Genomic DNA, 23,206 nt, shown 5'->3' with positions numbered 1-23,206 from the left:
CCGGACCTGTCCGGCGAGCGCCTCGCTCAGCTCTGGTTGAAGAAGCCGTCGGCCTGCCGGCCGGCGGCTTCGCCCGTCACCACCTGGGTGTGGGCGGGGGTGAGCAGGAAGACTCTGGTGGCCACACGCTCGATCGAGCCGCGCAGGCCGAAGGTCAGGCCCGCGGCGAAGTCCACGACGCGCTTGGCGTCGGTGGGGTCCATGGCCGTGAGGTTGACGATCACCGGAACGCCGTCCCGGAAGAGCTCACCGATGCCGCGCGCGTCCCGGAAGCTGTCCGGGGTGACGGTGGCGATCCGGCGGCCCGTGTTCTCGGCCTTCTCGGAAACCACCTGTACGCGGGGATCCGTCACCCACGGCTGGTTCGTGCCGGTCTCAGCATCCTCGGAGTACTCGTCGTCGTAGTACCGCTCGTCGTTGTCCTCCACGAGGCCCAGCCAGGCACTTGCCTTGCGCACCGATCCCATGGACGCCTCCTCTCACCGCGGTTCGTTCGTGTCTTTCCTATCCCTATGGTCGTCCATGATGCGGATACTGCGCCAAGGGGATAGTCGGCGCGCAGGGGATTCGTGACGCTACTGGTGCAGAACATGTGGCGGTTCGTCAGGGTTCCTGCCGTACAGGGCGGCTTGCGGAAGGAAAATATGAGCTTCCATCCGTACGGGTGACACTGGGGACGTACGGGTGAACGGGTCACTCGATACGATGCACGCCGCGTATGTGCACGAGCGCGGCGCATCAGGTGAACGACTCCCGGGGGATCGTCGTGTTCGGAATCGTCAGGCCCTGTACCCATCGGCTGTCCGAAGGGCTCAAGGCCGAGTGGATGGCCCATCTCTGCGGGCTCTGTCTCGCTCTTCGCGCGGACCACGGGCAGTTCGCCCGGATCGTCACGAACTACGACGGCCTGATCGTCTCGGTCCTGACGGAGGCTCAGACGGAACGCGCCCCCGCGCAGCGGCGCACCGCGGGCCCCTGTCCGCTGCGCTCCATGCGGACCGCTCCGGTGGCCCGGGGCGAAGGTGCCAGGCTCGCCGCCGCCGTCTCCCTCGTGCTGGCGTCGGCCAAGGTGCGCGACCACGTGGCCGACCGGGACGGGCTGTTGAAACGCCGCCCGGTCGCCGCTGCGGCGCGCAGGGTCGCCGCGGGCTGGGACAGGGCCGGGGCACGGACCGGGGCGGAGCTCGGCTTCGACACGGCGGTCCTGGTCGACGCCGTCGACCGGCAGACCGGCATCGAGTCCCTCGCCGGGCCCGGCACCCCGCTGCTGGCGGTCACCGAACCCACCGAGACGGCGACGGCCGCGGCCTTCGCGCACACCGCCGTACTCGCGGGCCGGCCGGGGAACGCGGCGCCGCTCGCCGAGGCCGGACGCCTCTTCGGGCGGCTCGCGCATCTGCTGGATGCCGTGGAGGACAGGGAAGCTGACGCCGCATCGGGTGCCTGGAACCCGCTCACCGCGACCGGAACCCCGCTCGCCGAGGCCCGACGGCTCTGCGACGACGCGCTGCACGGGGTGCGCCTGGCGATGCGGGACGCGGAATTCACCGACGGGCGGCTGGCGCACGTGCTGCTCGTGCACGAGCTGCGGCGCTCGGTGGACCGGGCCTTCGGCTCCACCTCGTGCTCGCACCCGCAGGACGGGCAGCCCGCGGGCTCCTTCGGCCCGCCGCCCGGCAACCCGTACGCGCCGACGACACCCGGCGGCCCGCCCGGCCCGCCCCTCCCGCCCGAGCCGCCCCGCCGGCGCGGCCTCATAGCCGGCTGCCTGGTGTGGGCGGGCCTCGCCTGCACCTGCCAGATGTGCTGTGCCGGCACCTTCAACGACCCGTGGAGCGGTCAGGAGCGCGAAGGGCTCTGCCACAAGTGTGACTGCGGGGACTGCTGCGAAGCCTGCGACTGCTGCAGCAACTGCTGCGGCGGCGACGGCTGCTGCAACTGCGACTGCGGGTGCGACTGCTGATCCGGCGTCATGCATCCGCGCCCGGGGGGCTCACCTGATCCCGGGCGCGGGCGCCTCAGCTGATCTCCGGCGGTGAGATCTGCGACGTGGTGATCGCCGACTCGCCGGTGCCCCACTTCTTCAGGATGCGTTCGTAGGTCCCGTCCGCCTTGAGGCTGTTGACCGCCGCCTGGAAGGCGGGCGCCAGCGGGGTGCCCTTCCTGAAGGCGAAGCCGACGTCGAGCCGCTTGAACTCGTTGAGGAAGCGCAGCCCCTTCTGCTGGGTCACGGCGTAGCGCAGCCCGTTGATCGTCGACATGACGACATCGCTGCGCCCCTGCTGGAGGGAGATCCAGACGGCGGCCTGGTCGGCGTACGTCTTCACCTCGTACGCCTCCTCGCCCGCGTCGGCGCACAGGTGCTTGTTCTCCTCCAGCGTCGCCTCGAACGTGGTTCCGGCGCTGGTGCCCACGGTCAGGCCGCAGAGCTGGGTGAGGTCGGTGACGTCGTCGAGCTCGCTGTCGTCACGGACGGCGAAGCCCTGGCCGTCGTTGATGTACGTCACGAAGTCGATCGTCTTCCGGCGCTCGTCGGTCACCCCGAAGTTGCCGGTGCCCAGGTCGTACTTCCCGCTGCCGAGGGCCGGAAGGATCGCCTCGAAGGAGGCGACCTCACGCTTCAGCTTCAGCCCCAGCGCCCTGGCCACCGCGTCCGCGAAGTCGATGTCCGCGCCGGCCAGGGTCCTGCCGTCCTCCAGATAGAACGCCCCGGGCGGTGTGCCGACGCTGGAGGCGAGGGTGAGGGTGCCGGAATCGCGTACCTCCGCGGGCAGGAGCCCCGCCGCCGCCGGATCCTTCTTCACCGACGAGACCACATCGGCCGTGGGGATCCGCCCCTTGCCGGAGGTCCCCGCACCGGCCGGTGCGGCCGCCGGGTCACCCGACCCGCAGCCGGTGAGCGCGAGCGCGAGCGTGGTGATCAGGGCGAAGGCGGCGGTGTGCCTGGTTCGGGGCATGACGGAAACTCTCCGGATTCGTCGACGGCGCTCCGGTGCGTGGGCAGCACGGAGCGGCGGGCGGGAGATCAGCTGAACGAGGGGAGGGTGGAACGGTGTTGTGTACGTGAAGGCACGCGGGAAAGGTGCTCGGGCGCGGGAAGGGGCGCGAGCGGAAGGGCGCGGAGACGCAGCGGGGTCAGCTCAACAGGAACAGGACCACACGCGACCGAAGTCGATGTGGGAGCGGGTGACCAGCCACTGCTGCGCATACATGGCCTCAGTGGAACAGGCATCCGGGTGCACGTCAACCGCGTCCGGACCGGCGGCTCACAGTATGGACACGCTTGACAACATGCCCCTGACAGAGATTGTCTCGGAAGCGGATCGGCGCTGAGGGGCCCGGTCCACGTTGTGTTCGCGCTGAAGGCACGTCCCGTGTTCGATCTCTGCATCCACGGAGCCCCCTATGCCCGCGCAGACTGACACCCTTCACCAGGGACGGCTCACCTCCCCGCCCGCCAAGGGTGCCGGCGACACCGTCCCGCGCATCGTGCCCGTGCGCCGGACCGGCCGGTGGGCGGCGGCTGTCGCCGTCCTGGTGCTCCTCGCCGGTGCGCTGGTCTCGGTGATCCGGAACGATGCCTTCCAGTGGGGCGTCGTCGGCGACCACCTCACCACCGGTTCGGTGCTGCGCGGCCTCGGCCTCACCCTGTGGCTCACCGGTCTCGTGATGGTGCTCGGCTTCGCCCTCGGCACCCTGCTCGCCGTCATGAGGCTTTCCGGCAACCCGGTTCTCCAGGCCGTCAGTTGGGGCTACGTCTGGCTGTTCCGGTCCACGCCGATCCTGGTCCAGCTGCTCTTCTGGTTCAACATCGGCGCCCTCTACCCGCAGATCCTCGGCGTCGACACGGTCGACCTCCTCGGCCCGCTCGCCGTCGCCGTCATCGGCCTCACGCTCCACGAGGCCGCGTACGCCGCCGAGGTGGTGCGCGGCGGCATCCTCTCCGTCGAACCCGGACAGCTGGAGGCCGCCCAGTCGCTCGGGCTCGGACCCTGGCGCCGGCTGCGGCGGATCGTGCTGCCGCAGGCCATGCGCTCCATCGTCCCGCCCGCCGGGAACATGCTGATCGGCACCCTCAAGGGCACCTCGATCGTCAGCATCATCGCCGTGCAGGACCTGCTCCACTCGGTGCAGCTCGTCTACCACCGCACCTACCAGGTCATCCCGCTGCTGCTCGTCGCCACCCTCTGGTACGTCGTCGTCACCTCCCTGCTGTCCGTCGGGCAGCACTACGTCGAACGCCACTACGCACGCGGCACGGCAGGCGCACGATGAGCGGCGTACCGACGCTCGTCGTCATCGGCGGCGGCCCGCGCGGCACCGGCGTCATCGAGCGCATCGCCGCCAACTCCGCCGAGCTGTACGGGGACAGGCGCCTGGACATCCACCTCGTCGACCCGTACCCGCCGGGCGGCGGCCGCATCTGGCGGCAGGACCAGTCCCCGTTGCTCTGGATGAACTCCATGGCCGAGGACGTCACCATGTTCACCGATGACACGGTGAAGCAGGACGGTCCGATACGCCCCGGCCCGGCCGTGCACACCTGGGCCGCCGACGTCCGCGAAGGGCGGACCGTCCTCGACACCGACCCCGCGATCCTCGCGGAGATCCGGGAACTGGGCGCCCAGGACTTCCCCAGCCGGCGACTGCAGAGCGTCTATCTGCGCTGGGTGTACGAGCAGTCCCTCGCCGCCCTCCCGCCGGGCATCACCGTCCACGAGCACCAGGCGTACGCACACCGCGTATCGGGATCCCACGACGGCCGGCAGCAGGTCTGGCTCCAAGGGTGCGCCGAGCCGCTCCTCGCCGACCTCGTCGTTCTCACCGTCGGCCATCTCGACGCCGAACCCGAGCCCGAACAGCTGAAGTTGGCCGATTTCGCCGCACGGCACGGACTCGTCCACCTGCCGCCCGACTTCACCGCCGACAGCGACCTCTCCGCCCTGCCCGCGGGCGAGCCCGTCATCGTGCGCGGTTTCGGCCTCGCCTTCATCGACCTGATGGCGCTGCTCACCGAGGGGCGCGGCGGCCGGTACGAGGACGGGGTCTACCTCCCCTCCGGCCGGGAGCCCGTCCTGTACGTCGGATCGCGGCGCGGTGTGCCCTACCACGCCAAGATCGGCTACACCTGGCAGGGCGAACAGCCGCCCCTGCCGCGCTACCTGGGACCCGACCAGGTGGACGCGGTGCTCGACGGCACCGGCCCCGTGGACTTCCGGCGCGACCTGTGGCCGACGGTCGTCAAGGAGCTCGGACACGCGCACTACCACCGGCTCTTCACCGCCCACCCCGAGCGCACCGCGGTCGGCTGGGGCGACTTCGAGGAGAAGTACGCCGTCGCGGAGCCCGGCAGCCCCGAGCTGCGGGCCCTGGTCGCCTCGTCCGTACCCGACCCCGCCGACCACCTGGACCTGGACGCGCTCGACCGGCCGCTGGACGGGCTGCGCCACCCCTCGTACGACTCCCTGCAGGACGGGCTGCGCGCCTACATCGCCGCCGACCTCGAACGCCGCCACGACCCCCGGCACAGCCCCGACCTCGCCGTCTTCCTCGGCCTGCTGTCCGTCTACGGGCAGCTGGTCCGGGCCGGCGACATCGGCGACCGGTGGCACGGCTTCTTCAGCTACCTCGCCTCCGGCCCGCCCGGCCCCCGGCTCCGCCAGCTCCTCGCCCTCTCCCGGGCCGGAGTCGTCCGCTTCCTCGGCGCCGGGATCACCCTGGAGACGGACGAGGAGCAAGGGGTCTTCCGGGCCGGCAGCGCAACCGTGCCCGACGAGCACATAGAGGCCAGGGCACTGGTCGAGGCCAGACTGCCCGACCCCTCCCTGCGGCAGACCCGCAGCCCGCTGCTGCGCGGACTGCACGAGGACGGGGCCGCCGGCACCGACACGGGGCTACTCCGTGTCGACCCGGGCGACAGCCGGATCCTGGACCGTGACGGCAGCCCGCACCCGCGCCGCTTCGCCCTCGGCCCGTACACCACCGCGCGTTCGAGCGGTGCTTTCACCCGGCCGCGTACCGGCGGCCCGGCCTTCCGGCAGAACGACGCTGCCGCCCGCGCGGTGCTCGCGTTCCTCCGCGACCTCTCCTGTCGCGGCCGCCACACCGCGTGAGTGCGGCAACACCCCCCCTCTCTCTCGTCACCCCGCCGTTGAAGGAACACCACCATGTCGCTGACCAGCGATCCCCCCTTGGGCAAAGAGCCTCTCGATACAGCGCCGCCCGGTGAGGAAGCCCGGCGAACGGCCCCGTACGACGACGGGTCCGACTTCTCCGACCTGACCGTCGTCCCCGTGCGGCACCCCTGGCGCTGGGTCGCCGTCGCCGTCACCGCCGTGCTGCTCGCCCAGTTCCTGAACGGGCTGCTCACCAACCCCGGCTGGGAATGGGACGTCTTCGCCCGTTTCATCACCACCGAGACCATCCTGAAGGCCGTCTGGGTCACCCTGCAGCTGACCCTCTACGGAACGGTGCTCGGCTTCGCGCTCGGTATCGTCCTCGCCTTCATGCGGCTGTCCGCCAGCCCGTTCCTCAGGGCGGTCGCGTACGCGTACATCTGGGCGTTCCGCTCGATCCCGCTCATCGTCCAGCTGCTGTTCTGGTTCAACCTCGCCTACCTCTACCAGGAGCTGGAGTTCGGCATCCCGTTCGGGCCGGGCTTCTTCACCTTCGACACGATGAACCTCGTCGGAGCGATGAGCGCGGCCGTCCTCGGACTGGCACTGCACCAGGCGGCGTACGCCGCGGAGATCGTGCGCGGCGGCGTACTGGCCGTTGACAGCGGGCAGTTGGAGGCCGCCGCCGCGCTCGGGATACCCCGGCTGCGGCAGCTGCGGCGGATCGTACTGCCGCAGGCGATGCGCTCCATCCTGCCGAACGCCGCCAACGAGATCATCTCCCTCTTCAAGGGCACCTCGATCGTCTCCGTGATGGCGATCGGCGAACTCTTCTACCAGGTCCAGGTCGTCTACGGCCGCAACGGCCGGGTCGTGCCGCTGCTGATGGTCGCCACCGTCTGGTACATCCTCCTGACCACCGTGCTCTCCGTCCTCCAGCACTACGTCGAACGTCACTACGCCAAGGGGGCCGTGCGATGAGCGCACCCACCGATGTATCCAAGGACGCACCCGCGAACACCGCGGACGCCATGGTCGAGATCCGCGCCGTGCACAAGAGCTTCGGCTCCCTCGAAGTGCTCCGCGGCATCGACCTGTCCGTACGCGCCGGAGAGGTGACCGTCGTCCTCGGCCCGTCGGGCTCCGGGAAGTCCACCCTGCTGCGCACCATCAACCACCTGGAGAAGGTGGACCAGGGCTGGATCAGCGTCGACGGCACCCTGGTCGGCTACCGCCGGTCCGGGAACAAGCTGTACGAGCTCCGTGAACGCGAGGTCCTGCGCCAGCGCACCCGGATCGGCTTCGTCTTCCAGAACTTCAACCTCTTCCCGCACCTGACCGTCCTGGAGAACATCATCGAGGCCCCGGTCTCCGCCCTCGGCCGCCCCCGCAAGGAAGCCGTCGCCGCGGCCGAGGCACTCCTCGCCCGGGTCGGTCTCGCCGACAGGGCGGGGTCGTACCCCAAGCAGCTCTCCGGCGGCCAGCAGCAGCGCGTCGCCATCGCCCGGGCGCTCGCCCTCGAACCGAAGCTGCTGCTCTTCGACGAGCCGACCTCCGCGCTCGACCCCGAACTCGTCGGCGAGGTCCTCGACGTCATCAAGGACCTGGCGCACCAGGGCACCACCATGATCGTCGTCACGCACGAGATCGGCTTCGCCCGGGAGGTCGCCGACACCGTGGTCTTCATGGACCAGGGGCGGATCGTCGAGCAGGGCCCGCCCGCCGACGTACTCGACCGCCCGGTCCAGGAACGCACCCGCGCCTTCCTCTCCAAGGTCCTCTGAGCCGTGCCGTCGCCGCAGACCGCTCGTCATCGGCCCGACCTTCCGCCGTCCCCGCAAGCAAGGAGCAACCAGATGTCCGTCCGCCGCCGCACCCTCGTCGTCGCCCTCGCCACCCTCGCCGCCGCCGGGCTGCTCACCGCGTGCGGCAGCAGCGACGCCGCCACCGACGTGATCCGTCCCGAGGGACAGAAGGACACCGGGATCAACATCGGCCCCGACCAGAAACGGATCAGGGGCGAGAAGGTCGACGCCATCGCGGCCAAGGTGCCCGCCGCCATCCGTGAACGCGGCACGCTCCGGCTCGGCGCGAGCGCCGACGCCTCGCCCCCGCTCGGCTTCTACGCCACCGACGACAAGACCCGGATCGGCAGCGAGATCGACCTCGCGACCCTGATCGCCGACACGCTCGGGCTGAAGCCGGACTTCCAGGAGGTCTCCTGGGAGAACCTCTTCGTCGGCCTCGACAGCTCCAAGTTCGACGGTGTCCTGTCCAACGTCACGGTGACCGAGGAGCGCAAGGAGAAGTACGACTTCGCCACCTACCGGCTCGACAACATCGCGTTCGAGGCGAAGAAGGGCTCCGGCTGGAAGGTGAAGTCGCCCGAGGACGTCGCGGGGAGGACGATCGCCGTGGCCTCGGGCACCAACCAGGAGAAGATCCTCGTCGACTGGAGCGAGGAGAACGTCGAGGCCGGGCGGAAACCGGTGGAGATCAAGTACTTCCAGAAGGACACCGACTACTACCTGGCCCTCCAGTCGGGCCGGATCGACGCCTACCTCGGCCCGAGCCCCTCGGCCAACTACCACGTCGCGTCGGCCGGGCAGTCCGAGATCGTCGGCACGCTCTCCGGCGCCGGCGACGGTGTCCAGGGGAAGATCGCCGCCACCACGAAGAAGGACAGCGGCCTGGTCGAGGCGTACGGCGCCGCCATCGACCACATCATCCAGGACGGCTCCTACGCCCAGGTGCTCGACCGCTGGGGGCTGGCCAACGAGGCCGTCGAGAAGTCGGAGATCAACCCGCCCGGCCTCCCCAAGACCGAGAACTGACCCCGAGAGGTCCCGCATGTCTGCCACCAGGCCACTCCATCTGGCCGCCGAGATCGGCGGCCCGCCGCGCTACGACGCCGCCTCCCACATCGCCCTCGCCCGCCTCGCCGAACAGGGCGCGCTCGACTTCGTCACCCTCGGGGACTCCTTCGCCCGCCCCGGACCCGACGCGCTGGCCGTGCTCGCCCGTGTCGCCCCGGCCACCACCCGGATCGGCCTCGTGCCGACCGTCACCACCACCCACACCGAGCCCTTCCACATCTCGTCCGCCGTCGCCACCCTCGACTGGGTCAGCGGCGGCCGGGCCGGCTGGCACGCCGACGTGTCGACCACCGAGGCAGAGGCCCGGCTCTTCGGCCGGCGCGGTGCCGCGTCCGCCGCCGCCCTGTGGCAGGAGGCCGGCGAGGTGGCCGACGCCGGGGCCCGGCTGTGGGACAGCTGGGAGGACGACGCCGAGATCCGGGACGTCGCCACCGGCCGGTTCGTCGACCGCGACAAGCTGCACTACGTCGACTTCGAGGGCAGCACCTTCTCCGTGCGGGGCCCGGCCATCGTGCCCCGGCCGCCGCAGGGCAGGCCCGTCACCGTCATCGACGGCACGAGCGGCCCCGCCAGAGAACCCGCCGCGCGGTACGCCGACGTCGTGTACGTCCGGGCCACCTCGCCCGAGCAGGCGTCCGCGCTCCGTGACGACGTACGCCGCATCGCCGCCGCGCACGGCCGCGACCCCGACACCCTGCGGGTCCTGGTCGCGCTCACCGTCGACCTCGGGGACGCCGAGACGGCGACGGAACCGGGACTGGAGAGCGGCCCGCAGCTCGCGGGCCGGGGGACGTACTTCCGCGGCGGTCCGGTCGACCTCGCCGAGCTGATCACCCGGTGGCACCGGGGCGGCGCCGTCGACGGATTCCACCTCACACCCATCACCCCCGAACGCGACCTCGAAAGGATCGTCAACGGCACCGTGGCCCTGCTCCAGCACCGCAGCCTGTTCCGTACCTTCCACCCCGGCGGCACACTCCGCGAACACCTCGGCCTGATCCGCCCGGCCAACCGCTACGCGCTCGCCCCGACCTCGGGGGGCACGGCGTGAAGCAGATGCACCTCGCCGCGCACTTCCCGGGCGTCAACAGCACCACGGTGTGGGCCGATCCCCGCTCCGGGAGCCAGATCGACTTCGCCTCCTTCGAATACCTGGCGAGGACCGCCGAACGCGGGAAGTTCGACTTCTTCTTCCTCGCCGAAGGACTGCGGCTGCGCGAGCACAACGGCCGCATCCACGATCTGGACGTGGTCGGCCGGCCCGAGTCCCTCACCGTGCTGAACGCCCTGGCCGCCGTCACCGACCGCCTCGGGCTCGCCGCCACGGTCAACGCCACCTTCAACGAACCGTACGAACTCGCCCGGCGCCTCGCGACGCTCGACCACCTCAGCGCCGGGCGCGCCGCCTGGAACGTGGTGACCTCCTCCGACGCCTTCACCGGGGAGAACTTCCGCCGGGGCGGCTACCTCGAACGGGCCGACCGCTACACCCGTGCCTCCGAATTCGTCGCCACGGCACGCGAGTTGTGGGACTCCTGGGCACCGGACGGCACCTCGCGCCCGTTCGCGCACACCGGTCGGCACTTCGGGATCTCCGGGGAGTTCACCGTCCCCCGCTCGCCGCAGGGGCACCCCGTCGTCATCCAGGCGGGGGACTCCGCCGAGGGCAGGGAATTCGCCGCGTCCGCCGCCGATGTCATCTTCACCCGGCACGGCACCCTGGAGGCCGGCCGGATCTTCTACGCCGACGTCAAGGCGCGGCTCGCGAAGTACGGCAGACAGCCGGACGACCTGAAGATCATGCCCGGGGTGACCGTCGTCATCGGCGACACCGACGCGGAGGCCCAGCAGAACGCCGCCGAGATCCGTCGCCTCCAGGTCTCCCCGCAGAACGCCATCCTCGCCCTGGAACAGGTCTGGGGCCGCGACCTCTCCTCGTACGACCCCGACGGCCCCCTCCCCGCCATCGACCCGGACCCCGAATCGGGCCTGGTGCAGGGCAGGGTGAGGGTCGCGGACCCGCTCGCCGTCGCAGCCGAGTGGCGTGCCCTGTCGGCTGCCAAGGGGCTGTCCATCCGCCAGACGGTCATCGAGACCACGGCCCGGCAGTCCTTCATCGGCTCCCCGCGGACGGTCGCCGACGAACTGGAGACATTCGTCTCCACCGGCGCCGCCGACGGCTTCATCCTGATTCCGCACCTCACCCCGGGCGGCCTCGACCCCTTCGTGGACCGGGTCGTCCCGCTCCTCCAGGAACGTGGCGCCTTCCGATCCGAATACACCGGCTCCACCCTGCGGTCGCACCTCGGGCTGAAGGACCCGGTATGGAAGGGTTGATCGCATGAGCACGGACGCGCAGCAGGACAGCCAGGACAGCAGCGGCAGCGGAAGCGGGGAAATCGGCGGAGGCGGCGTGGGAAGCCAGGACTTCCAGGAGTGGCAGCGCTGGCACGAGGAGCGCATCGTCGCGGTGGCGGCCCCGCACGGCCCGCTCTCCCTCACCGGCACCCACTGGCTCTCCGACCACCCGGACGGTCGAATTCCGGCCGTGCCGGGACAGTGGCGTACGGACGGCGACGAGGTCGTGCTCACCGCCGCCTCCGACGACGGGCTCACCATCGACGGAGAACCGCTGGCCGGAGAGGTCCGGCTGAGCGCCGACCGCGGTCCGATCGACGCCTCCAGGGTGGCGCGGGGCGAGCGCCGGCTGGTCCTCCTGAGCCGCGAAGGACTGTGGGCGGTAAGGGACTTCGACCCCCTGTCACCCGCCCGGCACGACTTCCGCACCATCGACGCCACCCCGTACGACGCGCGCTGGTCGCTGGAGGGCACCTTCCGCCCGTACGGCACCGGCCGGACCGTCCGGGTGGAGAACGCCGACGGGCGTGAGCGCGGGCTGGGGCTCGGCGGCGAGATCACCTTCACGCTGGACGGCACCGAGCACACGCTCCAGGTCGCCGTCGAGCCCGACGGCTCGCTCTGGGCCGTCTTCGCCGACGCCACCAGCGGGAACGGCAGCTACCGCTTCCGCTTCCTGCGGCCCGGGGCACCCGACGAGGACGGCAGGGTGAAGGTCGACCTCAACCGAGCGCTGCTGCCGCCCTGCGCCTTCGCCGACCACTTCATCTGCCCCTTCCCGCCGCCCGGCAACACCCTCACGGTCCCGGTCGCGGCAGGGGAGCGGAACCGTATCGACGCCTGATCCGTCCCACCGCCGACGCAAGGCCCCGGCCCACCGGCCCCGGCAGCCCCAGAGCTGCCGGGGCGGTGCCGGTTGCCCGGCCTCCCATGGCCGAAAGGCGCCCTTGCGTGGCGAGTTGACGCCCCCGATACTCCCGAGCAGCGCTTGTCGGACGTACGGATCATCCGGAATTCGAACACCTCCGGAACACGTCCCGGAAGGCATTCCGGAACGTGCCCGTGCCCCGGCTGCGCCTCACGGGTCCGGCCACCCCACAGCGGACCCCCGATTCCCCTCGGGAGGAACAGAAGTGAGGATCAAGCGCACCACCCCACGCAGCGGCGCAGCGAGACGCAGCAGGATCGTCGCCGTCTCCGCCGGCCTCGTCGCCGTCGCTGCACTCGCCGTCCCCGCCGCCAACGCCCAACCGACCGGCACGTACAGCGCCGACCAGCTCCGTGCGGCGGGAGACGCCGTGCTCGGCGCCGACGTCGCCGGCACCGCCTGGAACACCGACCCCGCGACCGGGCGCCTCGTCGTCACGGTGGACAGCACCGTCTCGCAGGCGGAGATCAACAGGATCAAGGAATCCGCGGGAGCCGACGCGGGCGCCCTGCGCATCGAACGCACCCCCGGGAAGTTCAGCAAGCTGATCTCGGGCGGTGACGCGGTGTACGCCTCCAGCTGGCGCTGCTCCCTCGGCTTCAACGTCCGCAGCGGCAGCACCTACTACTTCCTGACGGCCGGCCACTGCACCGACGGCGCGGGCACCTGGTACTCGAACTCCGGGCGCACCACCGTCCTCGGCACCACGTCGGGTTCCAGCTTCCCGACCAACGACTACGGCATCGTCCGCTACACCAACACCTCCGTCACCAAGTCCGGCACCGTCGGCAGTCAGGACATCACCAGCGCGGCCAACGCCACGGTCGGCATGGCCGTCACCCGCCGCGGATCCACCACCGGCACCCACAGCGGCACCGTCACCGGTCTCAACGCCACGGTCAACTACGGCGGGGGCGACATCGTCTACGGCATGATCCGCACCAACGTGTGCGCCGAGCCCGGCGACTCCGGCGGCCCGCTCTACTCCGGCACCCGGGCGATCGGTCTCACCTCGGGCGGCAGCGGCGACTGCAGCTCCGGCGGGACGACCTTCTTCCAGCCGGTCACCGAAGCGCTGAGCGCGTACGGAGTCAGCGTGTTCTGACCCGGCCCGGACACCGCCGCACCTCTGTGAGCCCCCGCCGATTCCCGGCGGGGGCTCCCGTTCGACCCGCGGCTTTTGAGAGGATGTCAGGACGGTCGGTCGCAGAGGCACGGGGGCGGACGCCGCGTCTGTCCGGGGGGACCTCCCTCCTGGCCCCCCGCAGACACCCAGGGGGTTCCAGGTCCGTGAAACGCATCGGAGTGACCGGTCACCGATCCATCCCCCCGGAGGTCCACGCGCATGTGCTGGAAGGCATACGGGCGGCGCTGTGCGGCTTCGAAGGCTCGGTGGAGGCACTCTCCAGCCTGGCGGTCGGGGCCGACCAGCTCTTCGCCGACCTCGCCCTGGCCCACGGGGCGGAGCTGACCGCGGTGATCCCCAGCGGGGACTACGAGGCGGGCTTCGACGACGAGACCGACCTCGCGCGCTACCGGATGCTCAAGGCGAGGGCCGCCCGCGAGGTCCGGCTGGACTTCCCGCACTCCACCGACGAGGCCTACTACGCGGCGGGCGCCTACATCGCCGACCACTGCGACCGGCTGCTCGCCGTCTGGGACGGCCGGCCGGCCCGGGGCCTGGGCGGCACCGGCGACATCGTCACGTACGCCCGCACGCTGGGCCGGCCGGTCACGGTCATCTGGCGCGACGGCGTGGAGCGCGCCTGAGCGGGTGCGCGCCCGTGGCGCCTGGGCGGGACAGGTGCGCCCGTGACGCCTGAGCGGGTGCGGGCACGTCCGTCACGCCCGGTTCGTCCAGGATCCGCCCGGCGTCACATCCGGTGCCGGGCCAGCCAGTCGGTGTGCTCGGGGGAGACGATCCGCTCGGTCTCGAAGACGGCGGCCGGCCACTGCCGCTCGGTCAGGGTGGTCTCCATCGCGGCCTGCATGTTCTCCAGGTCCTCCTCCACCAGCGAGTGCGCGGAGACGAGCGGGTGATGGCGGCGCATCTCGTTCCAGGCGAGACAGGCGGCCGCGGCGGCGGAGAACGTCCCCGTCAGCGCGAAGGACCCCGCGGCGGAGAACATCTGCAGCACGGCGAGGACCAGGGCGGGCAGCGTCAGCGCGGCGATGGCACCGGCCCAGACGGACGCACCCCGCCGGGACACCTGCTGCCGCCTGCGGTACCAGCGCCGCTGCTCGATGAGACGGTCCCGGATGTACGTCTCCTTTCGCACGGTGAACGCCTTGTCCCGCAACTCCCGCATGGAGGCGGTGATGAGCCCCTCGCCCTCGCCGGTGGTCTCCTCACGAGGATCTTCCCAGCCCACCTTCCGTAACTCCTGGAGCCCGTCCTCGAGCCGGTTGGCGAACACGGCCTCCGGGTGATGGGTGCCGGTGTCGAAGGGCGCGCCGTGGACTGCGTAGCGCCAGCAGTTGGACTTGATGAACTCCGCTGCGGAGCGGTTGAGTTGCCAATGCGACTTTGCTTTGCGCCGGGACGCGAGGTACGTCGTGATCAGGACACCGAGATACGCCAACACCGCGACGACGTGCAGGAGTTGAACCTTCCCGCCGACCTCGACGTGCCAGGGCAGTGCGGCGGGGACGGTCCCCAGCACGAGCAGGGCCAACTGGCCACGGGTGGTGTTGACCGCCTCCCGCTGGCGTGCGACGGCGATGGCGTCCGTGTGGTGGAAGAGTGCGGGCAGGTCAGCGCTCCTGAAGACCATGCTCTGCAGTGGTCCTGGAATCGCTGTCATGATCACTCCTGTATTCGGTGTAGTGGTCACCCGTTCACTGGAATGGAAGGGTTCCCGTCCATTTGGAGCAGCCCTTGAAATCACTCGGGTTACAGCTGTACGCATTGAGTTGCACACCGGGTTCATGAGGGTAAAGTCGTGCCGCCGGACACTGCAATGGCGCAGGTGCCGGTGCTGTTTCCATGTCCGGAACGAGCCCATCAAGGACGGCCGTGAAGACCTACGAATCCACCTCCACCTTCGCTGTTGCGAAGAGTCGTGTGCCGCTCGCAAAGATCGAAATCTCCAGCAGCGCAGCCGCCGAGAAACTGGGGCGCGTTCTCTCGACGACAACCGGTCGCCCGAAGCAGGCGTCAACCTTCAACTCGGCACTCTGAAGAATCCGCGCCGTGTGCCGGCTCGACCGGCATAACCGCCTGACCTGTCCGGTCCACTGGCTAGACTGGTGGAATGACAGGGCCCGCGGTGCCATTCCGCGAAATCGTTCTGAAGGTACACAGCAGGTGCGATCTCGCTTGCGATCATTGCTATGTCTACGAACATGCTGATCAGAGCTGGCGAACCCGGCCCAAAACAGTCTCTGAGCATGTTATTTCCCGGACGGCTCGGCGCTTGGCCGAGCACGCCAAGACACATGCACTGCCCTCCGTGTCAGTGATCCTGCACGGAGGGGAGCCTCTGCTGGCAGGCCCTGCCCGTCTGCGGAAGGTCTGCGAAGAGTTCGGCTCCGCCTTGTCAGGAGTCGCCGAACTGGACCTGCGGATCCATACCAACGGGCTCCAGCTCAGCCCCCGTTATCTTGACCTCTTCGATGAGTTCGACGTCAAGGTGGGTATCTCCCTCGACGGCGACCGTGCGGCCAACGACCGGCACCGACGTTTCGCGGACGGACGCAGCAGCCACCCCCTCGTACTCAAGGCCGTCGAGCTGCTCCGGCAGGAGCGCTACCGCCATCTCGATCTCGGACTGCTGTGCACGATCGACATCGAGAACGACCCGCACGCGGTCCTGGACGCCCTGGTCGAGCTCGACCCACCCCTCGTCGACTTCCTCCTCCCGCATGCCACCTGGGACGACCCGCCGCCCCGTCCGAACGGGTCCGGGACGGCCTACGCCGAGTGGCTCCTCAAGATCTACGACCGCTGGGAGGAACGGGGCCGCCCGGTGCCGGTGCGCCTCTTCGCCTCGGTGCTCTCCACGCTGAGTGGCGGCCCCAGCCTCACCGAGTCGCTGGGTCTGGCCCCCACCGATCTGGTCGTGGTCGAGACGGACGGCACGCTGGAGCAGGTCGACTCCCTCAAGAGCGCCTACGACGGTGCGGCAGCCACCGGATTCGACGTGTTCTCGCACTCCTTCGACGACGTCGCCGCCCATCCGGGGGTCCGCGCGCGGCAGCTCGGGCTGGCCGGCGTCAGCGAGACCTGCCGCAGTTGCCCCGTCGTACGTTCGTGCGGTGGGGGGCTGTACACGCACCGGTACAGCTCGGCCGGGGAGTTCGACAACCCGTCCGTGTACTGCCGCGACCTGGAGGCGCTGGTGCGCGGCATCGAGGCGCGCACCGCGGCGCCACCGGAGGTGACGGACCGCGCCGAACTCGTCGAAGCCCAGCAGGACCTGACCCGCACCCTGCTCGCCAGGCTCCACGCGGACCTGGACGGCCGCGGCGGTGAGCGGTGGGACGAGGCCTGGCAGCTCGCCGGCGTACTCGAGTCGTCCGAGGAGGGTGCGGCAGGGCTCGACCACGTGCTGGCGCACCCGTACACGCGGACCTGGCTGCTGGAGTCGCTGGAAGGGCTGCGGGAGGGGCGGCCCGGCGCGGTGGACGAGGCGCTGCGCCTGCCGACTTACGTGGCCGCCGCAGCTGTGCGCTCGGGCCTCGGCCTGAGAGTGCGGGCCGACCACCGGGGCGGCCGACTGCACCTCCCCACGCTCGGCGAGCTCCGGGTCGGCGGGGAGGGCGAGCACGGCACGGTCCGGCTGAGTACGGCCGAGGACGGGTTCGTGGCCCGGCGTGACGACGGCGGTGGCGAATGGCGGATCCGGCACGGGGCCGACAGCCCCGCCTGGAGCCCCGTGCGTCACCTCGGACAGGCCGGCGCGCCCCGCTTCGCCCTCGACGACCTCGACCCGTACCGGAACTGTTTCGGCGCTCCGGCCGCGCCCCGGCTCGGGCGGGCGGAGGCTGACGAGTGGGAGGCCGGGCTCGCCGAGGCGTGGGAGCTGCTGGAGCGGGAGGCGCCGTCGCATGCCGCGGCGGCCGCGGGCAGCCTGACCACGCTGACCCCGCTCACCGCCGGGCGGCACGCCGAGCGGCCGCATGGATACGGGGCCGTCGGACTGAGGTCGACGGCAGACGCGAAACGGCTGGCGCTCGAACTTCTGGGCGGTTTCCGGCGGAGTACCTTGCGGGCACTGCTCGACGTCACGGATCTTTATGCTTCGGACGGCTCCTGGGAGTATCGACCGCTCTGGCAGGATGGATCCGTTCCGTTTTCCGGGCTGCTGGCCGAAACCTATGAACGAGTGGCGTTCGCCGCTCTTGATCCCTGTTTCATGGACGGCGTGAACGAGGCGCTCGACATGATGGGATCGGCAGCCGAGCCCACGGCCGGAGGAAGGCGGTTCATCGCAGCGCTCAAGGAAGAGGTGAAGCGAACTCAGGACAAGTGGGCCCATTAGCCTCAAGATTGCTACGGCTCGGGAACGTGCTGGTGAATCCTGGGTATGGATGACTGAAAAGCGGCGTTGTTTGACCGAACGCCATGGGGGTGGAGCAAGGTCCGCTCCGGAATGATGAATTCGCTCGCACCCCCTTCATAGTCCTGGGATGCGGGTGCTCACACAGGACGGGGGTCGTGTGCACGCATTTACGCAACAGCGAGCGGACCATCGGCCGTACTTCTTTCTGAGTTACGCTCACACACCGGGGTACGGCGGTGGATCGGACCCAGACATGTGGGTCGAACGGCTATTCCAAGATCTATGCGGCCATGTGATGGCCATGACCAACCTGCCTGCGGGTGCTCCGGCCGGCTTCATGGATCGGGAGATACGCTCCGGCGAGGGCTGGTCCGAACGTCTGGGCGGCGTGTTGGCCAACTGCCGGGTCTTCGTGCCGCTTTTCTCGCCGCGCTACTTCGCCAGCGAGATGTGCGGCAAGGAGTGGTACGCGTTCGAGCAGCGGGCCATCCACTACCGGGCGCGTTCGAATCAGCCCGCGGAGGCGATCGTCCCCGCACTCTGGGTACCCGTTCCTCCCAGCCAACTTCCCGGTCCGGCGGAGCGGTTACAGTTCAACCACCGTGACTTCGGAGATCGTTACGTCAGCGACGGGCTCTACGGACTGATCAAACTTCGATTGTTCGCCCAGGAATACGAACGGGCCGTCTACGAACTGGCCAAACGCATCGTCAGCGTCGCCGACACCGTGCAGCTCGAATCCGGCAGACCACTCGACTATCGCCTCGTCCCGAGCGCCTTCGGGCCACCGGACAGCGGTGTGGGCGTTCCCAGGCCCATGCGGATCACCATCGCCGCGCCCACACGCCACGACCTGCCCGAAGGGCGCAACCCGGCGTACTACGGCGACAATCCGCAGGAGTGGAATCCCTATCATCCTGCCGCCGCAAGGCCTCTGGCCTATGTTGCCGAAGAACTGGTGCGCTCGCTCAACTACCAGGCGGTCATCACTTCGTTCGACGAGGAATCCGGGCAGCCGGAAGGGAAACAGCCGCCCAGCACCCCGGAGATTCTCCTCGTCGACCGCTGGGCCCTGCAGGACGAGGACCGCAGGCGCAGGCTCGCCGCCTTCGACGCGGAGAACCGGCCCTGGGTGACCATGGTCGTCCCCTGGTGCCGTGAAGACCATCAGAGCAGGTCCGCCGAAGCCGAACTGACCGAGAAGCTCGAACGGACGATGCCGACGAAGATGCGGCAGGGACGGGCCTTCTGTCGCGCGGCGGCCAAGGGGGTACCCACCATGGAGGCGTTCGGGCAGGTCCTTCCCCAGGTGGTCGAGGTTGCCGCTCAGCAGTATCTGAGGCATGCGACGGTCTATCCACCGGCAGGTGGACGGCACAGTGAACGGACGCGACTGATGGGCCCCATGGGCAGCACGCAGTTCATACCCGACATGCACGACCCTGCGACGGATGCGGAGGACGTATGACAGCCGGTCGTGACGGGCGCATCGTCACTTTCTACTCGTACAAGGGCGGTACAGGCCGCACCATGGCCCTGGCGAACACCGCCTGGATCCTTGCCGCCAACGGCAAGCGGGTGCTGGCCGTCGACTGGGACCTGGAAGCCCCCGGGCTCCACCGGTTCTTCCACCCCTTCCTCGACCCGTCGACACTCGGCGCCACCACCGGGGTGATCGACCTGATCACCGAGTACGCCTGGGCCGCGACCAACCCGGCGCAGCGGTCCGACGACTGGCACCGCGACTACGCCCGTATCCAGCCGCACGCCGTATCGCTCAACCCGGAAGCACTCGGCTGGCAGTTCCCGCAGGGCGGCACCCTCGACTTCGTCTCCGCCGGACGCCAGAACCGGGAGTACTCCGCCACCGTCTCCACCTTCGACTGGGACAACTTCTACGACCGGCTCGGCGGCGGTCACTTCTTCGACGCCCTGCGCGACGACATGAAGGCCAACTACGACTACGTCCTCATCGACAGCCGTACAGGCCTCAGCGACATCGCCGACATCTGCACCGTCCACCTCCCGGACGTGCTCGTCGACTGCTTCACCCTCAGCGACCAGTCCATCGACGGCGCGGCCTCCGTCGCCCGGCAGATCGCCGAGCGCTACACGGGCCGCCCCATCTCCATCTTCCCCGTCCCGATGCGCATCGACGAGGGCGAGAAGGAGAAGGCCGACGCCGGCCGCGCCCTGGCCCGGCTGAAGTTCGACCGGCTGCCCCGCGACCTCTCCGGGGACGAACTCACCGCCTACTGGGGTGCGGTGGAGATTCCCTACCGCCCGTACTACGCGTACGAGGAGACCCTCGCCACCTTCGGCGACGAGGCAGGGCTCAGCAACTCGCTCCTGTCCGCCTTCGAACGCCTCACCGCGGTCGTCACACAGCGGGAGATCACTTCGATGCCACCGGTGGGTGAAGAGGTACGCCTGCGCATCCGGGACGCCTTCACCCGCCGCCGGCCGGCCCTGCCCGCCGATCTCTTCCTCAGCTATGTGGCGGAGAACCGCATGTGGGCCGACTGGATCGAATCGGTCCTCACCCGCGCCGGATTCCGCGTGGTCCCACGCGACGTCTCCGCCGAACCCGTCACCGTGGACGCCGCGCTCACCACGCCCGAGGCCGCGGCCCGTACCGTCGTGCTGCTCTCCAGCGCGTACCTCAAGTCCCAGCGGGCTGTGGACCTGTGGGACCGGGCGGTCGCGGACGACTCCGGCGGCGGACGGCGACAGCTGCTGCCACTCAGGGTCAGTGATGTGCGGCTCTCCGCCCCATACATCGACCGTAACCCGGTCGACCTGTTCCGGCTGGACGAAGTACATGCCACCGCCGCTCTGATGCGGGCGCTGGACAGGCCGGTGCAGCTCGGCGACGGGGTGTCGCCCGGGCCACGGTTCCCCGGCACCGTGCCGAGGATCTGGAACGCACCGCCCCGCAACCCTGGATTCACCGGCCGCTCCCTGGTCCTGGAGCGCATGCGCGACCAACTCGGTGGTGGCATGGCCGTCGTGCTGCCGCAGCCGCAGGCCCTCTACGGACTCGGGGGCGTCGGCAAGACCCAGGTGGCCCTGGAATATGTGCATCGCTTCATGGCGGACTACGACCTGGTGTGGTGGATATCGTCCGAGCAGACCGACGACGTGGTGGCCAGTCTCGCCGAACTCGCCGTGCGCCTCGGAGCACAGGGCGGGGACGACATGGCCAGCGCCTCGCAGGAAGCCGTGGACCTGCTGCGCCGGGGCGTGCCCTCGGACCGCTGGCTTCTGGTCTTCGACAACGCCGACGATCCCGAGCGGCTCAGGCGCTACTTCCCGCAGGGCGGCTCCGGCCACATCCTGGTCACGTCGAGGAACCAGGCGTGGTCCCAGCACGGAGACGCTCTTCCCGTCGACGTCTTCCTCCGGGAGGAGTCGATCGAGCACCTGCAGCGACGGGCCCCGGGGCTGAGCGACGAGGACGCCGCCCAGGTGGCCACCGCCGTCGGTGACCTGCCGCTGGCCGTCGAGCAGGCGGCGGCCTGGATCGCGGAGACCGCGACGCCCATCGACGCCTATCTTGAGCAGCTGGCTCGGCAGGCACCCCAGGTACTGGCCCTGAACCAGCCGGCCGGATACCCGCAACCGGTCGCGGCCACCTGGAACATCTCCATCGAACGCCTGAAGGAACGCTCGCCCGCCGCGGTGCGACTCCTCCAGCTCTGCGCGTTCTTCGCCCCGGAGCCGATCTCGGCGAATCTCCTCTACAGCAAGGAGATGATCGAGGCACTGAAGCCGTACGACTCCTCGCTTCAGGAGAAGCTGGTCCTGGGACGGGTCATCCGGGAGATCGGCAGGTTCGCCCTCGCCAAGGTTGACCAGGTCTCCAACTCGATCCAGGTCCACCGACTGGTGCAGGCGGTGATCAGAGCCCAGCTCAGCGAGGAGGAGCAGCGTGAGGCCCGGCATGTCGTCCACCGGGTTCTGGCGGGCGCGCGGCCCGACGACGACGAGCCGATCGACAACCCGACGACATGGCCGCGATTCGCCGCGATCTGGCCGCACCTCGGCCCGTCCGACGCGCGCAACTGCAAGGAACCGGAGACCCGCAGGCTTCTCATCGACCGGGTGCGTTACTTGTGGAAGCGTGGAGACGTCAGGACCGCGGCCAGGCTCGGGGACGAACTGCGAGAGACCTGGATGGTCATGCTGGGGGAGGAGGATCTTCAGTACCTGTACCTCTGCTTCCACATCTCCAACATCCTGCGCACGCGCGGTCGGTACGTGGAGGCGAAGGAGCTCGATGAGTTCACCCTCCGGCGGCAGCAGGAGGTCCTGGGTCCGGAGCACCCGCACACCTTCATGACCACCAGCAGCCTGGCCATCGACCTGGGCCTGCTCGGGGACTATGGCCAGGCGATCGAGCTGGCGACCAAGGCCCATGAGGGATTCGGCCAGATCTTCCACGAACGGCACCCCCGGACGCTTGCGGCGGCCAACAACCTGGCGCTAAACCTGCGGAGTGTGGGGCAGTACGCCAGGGCGCGGGAGATTGACCAGGACTGCTACGACCTGAGGTCCGAGGTCCTGGGGGCCGAGCACCCGTACAGTCTGTCCTCCGCGAACGCTCTGGCCCGTGACCTGCGGGAAGTCGGACGTTACGAGGACTCGGTCGGTCTGCTCAGCCGGACGTACGACAGCTACAAGGCCACCCTCGGCCGCACCTATCCCACCACCCTGAGCGCCGCCAAGAGCCTCGCGGTGTCCCTGCGCCGGGCGGGGCAGCTGGAGGACGCGCGCAGGCTGACGGTGGCCACGCGTGCCAGGTACCGGGCCAAATACACCTCGGCCAACCCGGAATCACTGGCCTGCGACCTCAACATGGCGGCCGACCTGTTCGCCGCGGGGGAGGCGGCCGAGGCCCGGGACTCCGCGCAGGAGGTCGTCGACCAGTACATGAAGGTGCCGGGGGAGCAGCACCCGTACACCCTGGCCGCGCAGAACAACCTCGGTGTCTACCTGTCCGGGAACGGTGCGGCGGGGGAGGCGGAGAGGCTGCTGACCAAGGTGGTCGCCTCGATGCGCGATGTGTTCGGGCGGGAACATCCGAACACGCTGTTCTCCGTCATGAACCTGGCCAATGCGACGGCTGAGGTGGGCGACCTCGACATGGTGCTGGAGACCGAGCGGCGGGTGTCCGGCCAGCTCAGGGAGGTTCTCGGGGCACACCACCCGGAGACCCTGGCCATGGCCTCCAACCTCGCGGTCACGCTCGACTCGATGGGGCGCAAGGACGAGGCGCTGCGGGTGCGGGCGGAGACGGGTGACGAGCTGGCGCGCCAGCTCGGGGACGATCATCCGCTGACCCGGATAGCGAGGGACGAGCGCAGGTTCTGGCGCGAGCTGGAACCGATGTCGGTGTGAGGTCGGGTGGGGGCTCCTGGCCGG

The 23,206-nt window shown here is 69.9% G+C and carries 18 protein-coding genes; 15 read left to right on the top strand and 3 right to left on the bottom strand.

Going from position 1 to position 23,206, the window contains the following annotated elements:
* Positions 1-26 precede the first annotated feature (26 nt).
* A complete protein-coding gene (locus OG524_RS07775) occupies positions 27-467 on the bottom strand; it encodes a cell division protein SepF (RefSeq protein ID WP_384495428.1) in 441 nt (146 codons plus the stop codon).
* Between the two features lie 299 nt (positions 468-766).
* Between OG524_RS07775 and OG524_RS07770 the strand changes: the two genes are divergently transcribed.
* Complete coding sequence (locus tag OG524_RS07770; protein WP_405393279.1) at positions 767-1,963, top strand: DUF5685 family protein; 1,197 nt, start codon at positions 767-769, stop codon at positions 1,961-1,963.
* Positions 1,964-2,018: 55 nt separating this feature from the next.
* Here OG524_RS07770 and OG524_RS07765 read toward each other — a convergent pair whose 3' ends face one another.
* Positions 2,019-2,957, bottom strand: coding sequence for an ABC transporter substrate-binding protein (locus OG524_RS07765; protein ID WP_405809590.1), 939 nt, complete (start codon positions 2,955-2,957; stop codon positions 2,019-2,021).
* Between the two features lie 448 nt (positions 2,958-3,405).
* Between OG524_RS07765 and OG524_RS07760 the strand changes: the two genes are divergently transcribed.
* The 10 genes from OG524_RS07760 (at position 3,406) to OG524_RS07715 (ending at position 14,048) form a co-directional block, all read left to right on the top strand.
* The gene (locus OG524_RS07760; RefSeq protein WP_405391680.1) at positions 3,406-4,275 is read left to right on the top strand and encodes an amino acid ABC transporter permease; all 870 of its coding nucleotides are present in this window, start codon (positions 3,406-3,408) and stop codon (positions 4,273-4,275) included.
* Positions 4,272-6,113 carry an FAD/NAD(P)-binding protein gene (locus OG524_RS07755; protein WP_405391681.1) on the top strand — a complete coding sequence of 614 codons (1,842 nt, stop codon included), beginning with the start codon at positions 4,272-4,274 and terminating at the stop codon, positions 6,111-6,113. Before OG524_RS07760 ends, OG524_RS07755 begins: the two co-directional genes overlap by 4 nt.
* Before the next feature lie 54 nt (positions 6,114-6,167).
* Positions 6,168-7,097 carry an amino acid ABC transporter permease gene (locus tag OG524_RS07750; protein WP_405391682.1) on the top strand — a complete coding sequence of 310 codons (930 nt, stop codon included), beginning with the start codon at positions 6,168-6,170 and terminating at the stop codon, positions 7,095-7,097.
* A 50-nt stretch (positions 7,098-7,147) separates the two neighbouring features.
* Positions 7,148-7,900 (top strand): amino acid ABC transporter ATP-binding protein, encoded by a 753-nt coding sequence (locus tag OG524_RS07745; protein WP_405393280.1) that lies wholly within the window; start codon positions 7,148-7,150, stop codon positions 7,898-7,900.
* 72 nt (positions 7,901-7,972) lie between these two features.
* The gene (locus OG524_RS07740; protein WP_405391683.1) at positions 7,973-8,950 is read left to right on the top strand and encodes an ABC transporter substrate-binding protein; all 978 of its coding nucleotides are present in this window, start codon (positions 7,973-7,975) and stop codon (positions 8,948-8,950) included.
* A 16-nt stretch (positions 8,951-8,966) separates the two neighbouring features.
* Complete coding sequence (locus tag OG524_RS07735; RefSeq protein WP_405809587.1) at positions 8,967-10,043, top strand: LLM class flavin-dependent oxidoreductase; 1,077 nt, start codon at positions 8,967-8,969, stop codon at positions 10,041-10,043.
* Between the two features lie 5 nt (positions 10,044-10,048).
* On the top strand, positions 10,049-11,329 hold the full coding sequence (locus OG524_RS07730) for an NtaA/DmoA family FMN-dependent monooxygenase (protein WP_405812440.1): 1,281 nt from the start codon (positions 10,049-10,051) through the stop codon (positions 11,327-11,329).
* A 4-nt stretch (positions 11,330-11,333) separates the two neighbouring features.
* Positions 11,334-12,194 carry a DUF1684 domain-containing protein gene (locus tag OG524_RS07725; RefSeq protein ID WP_405391685.1) on the top strand — a complete coding sequence of 287 codons (861 nt, stop codon included), beginning with the start codon at positions 11,334-11,336 and terminating at the stop codon, positions 12,192-12,194.
* Positions 12,195-12,483: 289 nt separating this feature from the next.
* Positions 12,484-13,383 carry a S1 family peptidase gene (locus OG524_RS07720; protein ID WP_405391686.1) on the top strand — a complete coding sequence of 300 codons (900 nt, stop codon included), beginning with the start codon at positions 12,484-12,486 and terminating at the stop codon, positions 13,381-13,383.
* 185 nt (positions 13,384-13,568) lie between these two features.
* Entirely contained in the window at positions 13,569-14,048 is a 480-nt protein-coding gene (locus tag OG524_RS07715) for a hypothetical protein (protein ID WP_405391687.1), read from the top strand.
* A 104-nt stretch (positions 14,049-14,152) separates the two neighbouring features.
* Here OG524_RS07715 and OG524_RS07710 read toward each other — a convergent pair whose 3' ends face one another.
* Positions 14,153-15,082 (bottom strand): DUF4231 domain-containing protein, encoded by a 930-nt coding sequence (locus OG524_RS07710; protein WP_405391688.1) that lies wholly within the window; start codon positions 15,080-15,082, stop codon positions 14,153-14,155.
* A 212-nt stretch (positions 15,083-15,294) separates the two neighbouring features.
* Between OG524_RS07710 and fxsA the strand changes: the two genes are divergently transcribed.
* The 4 genes from fxsA to fxsT all read left to right on the top strand — a co-directional run bounded on the left by fxsA (position 15,295) and on the right by fxsT (position 23,182).
* A complete protein-coding gene (gene fxsA, locus OG524_RS07705; protein WP_405391689.1) occupies positions 15,295-15,459 on the top strand; it encodes an FxSxx-COOH cyclophane-containing RiPP peptide in 165 nt (54 codons plus the stop codon).
* Positions 15,460-15,532: 73 nt separating this feature from the next.
* A complete protein-coding gene (gene fxsBH, locus OG524_RS07700) occupies positions 15,533-17,761 on the top strand; it encodes a radical SAM/SPASM protein FxsBH, inactivated beta-hydroxylase extension form (protein ID WP_405809584.1) in 2,229 nt (742 codons plus the stop codon).
* 148 nt (positions 17,762-17,909) lie between these two features.
* The gene (gene fsxC / locus OG524_RS07695) at positions 17,910-19,250 is read left to right on the top strand and encodes an FxsC protein (protein ID WP_405391691.1); all 1,341 of its coding nucleotides are present in this window, start codon (positions 17,910-17,912) and stop codon (positions 19,248-19,250) included.
* On the top strand, positions 19,247-23,182 hold the full coding sequence (fxsT, locus tag OG524_RS07690; RefSeq protein ID WP_405391692.1) for an FxSxx-COOH system tetratricopeptide repeat protein: 3,936 nt from the start codon (positions 19,247-19,249) through the stop codon (positions 23,180-23,182). Before fsxC ends, fxsT begins: the two co-directional genes overlap by 4 nt.
* Positions 23,183-23,206: the final 24 nt, after the last annotated feature.

The sequence above is a fragment of the Streptomyces sp. NBC_01520 genome (assembly GCF_045040375.1).
In the GTDB taxonomy this organism is placed as follows: domain Bacteria; phylum Actinomycetota; class Actinomycetes; order Streptomycetales; family Streptomycetaceae; genus Streptomyces.
The sequence above is the reverse complement of the archived record's forward strand: the minus strand, read 5'-3'. Positions and strand labels throughout refer to the sequence as shown.

What these genes read in the sequence shown, in the direction of transcription:
- OG524_RS07775 (WP_384495428.1), bottom strand. Translation starts at nt 467, where the DNA reads ATGGGATCGGTGCGCAAGGCAAGTGCCTGGCTGGGCCTCGTGGAGGAC.
- OG524_RS07765 (WP_405809590.1), bottom strand. Translation starts at nt 2,957, where the DNA reads ATGCCCCGAACCAGGCACACCGCCGCCTTCGCCCTGATCACCACGCTC.
- OG524_RS07760 (WP_405391680.1), top strand. Translation starts at nt 3,406, where the DNA reads ATGCCCGCGCAGACTGACACCCTTCACCAGGGACGGCTCACCTCCCCG.
- OG524_RS07755 (WP_405391681.1), top strand. Translation starts at nt 4,272, where the DNA reads ATGAGCGGCGTACCGACGCTCGTCGTCATCGGCGGCGGCCCGCGCGGC.
- OG524_RS07750 (WP_405391682.1), top strand. Translation starts at nt 6,168, where the DNA reads ATGTCGCTGACCAGCGATCCCCCCTTGGGCAAAGAGCCTCTCGATACA.
- OG524_RS07745 (WP_405393280.1), top strand. Translation starts at nt 7,148, where the DNA reads ATGGTCGAGATCCGCGCCGTGCACAAGAGCTTCGGCTCCCTCGAAGTG.
- OG524_RS07740 (WP_405391683.1), top strand. Translation starts at nt 7,973, where the DNA reads ATGTCCGTCCGCCGCCGCACCCTCGTCGTCGCCCTCGCCACCCTCGCC.
- OG524_RS07735 (WP_405809587.1), top strand. Translation starts at nt 8,967, where the DNA reads ATGTCTGCCACCAGGCCACTCCATCTGGCCGCCGAGATCGGCGGCCCG.
- OG524_RS07730 (WP_405812440.1), top strand. Translation starts at nt 10,049, where the DNA reads ATGCACCTCGCCGCGCACTTCCCGGGCGTCAACAGCACCACGGTGTGG.
- OG524_RS07725 (WP_405391685.1), top strand. Translation starts at nt 11,334, where the DNA reads ATGAGCACGGACGCGCAGCAGGACAGCCAGGACAGCAGCGGCAGCGGA.
- OG524_RS07710 (WP_405391688.1), bottom strand. Translation starts at nt 15,082, where the DNA reads ATGACAGCGATTCCAGGACCACTGCAGAGCATGGTCTTCAGGAGCGCT.
- fxsBH (WP_405809584.1), top strand. Translation starts at nt 15,533, where the DNA reads ATGACAGGGCCCGCGGTGCCATTCCGCGAAATCGTTCTGAAGGTACAC.
- fsxC (WP_405391691.1), top strand. Translation starts at nt 17,910, where the DNA reads ATGCGGGTGCTCACACAGGACGGGGGTCGTGTGCACGCATTTACGCAA.
- fxsT (WP_405391692.1), top strand. Translation starts at nt 19,247, where the DNA reads ATGACAGCCGGTCGTGACGGGCGCATCGTCACTTTCTACTCGTACAAG.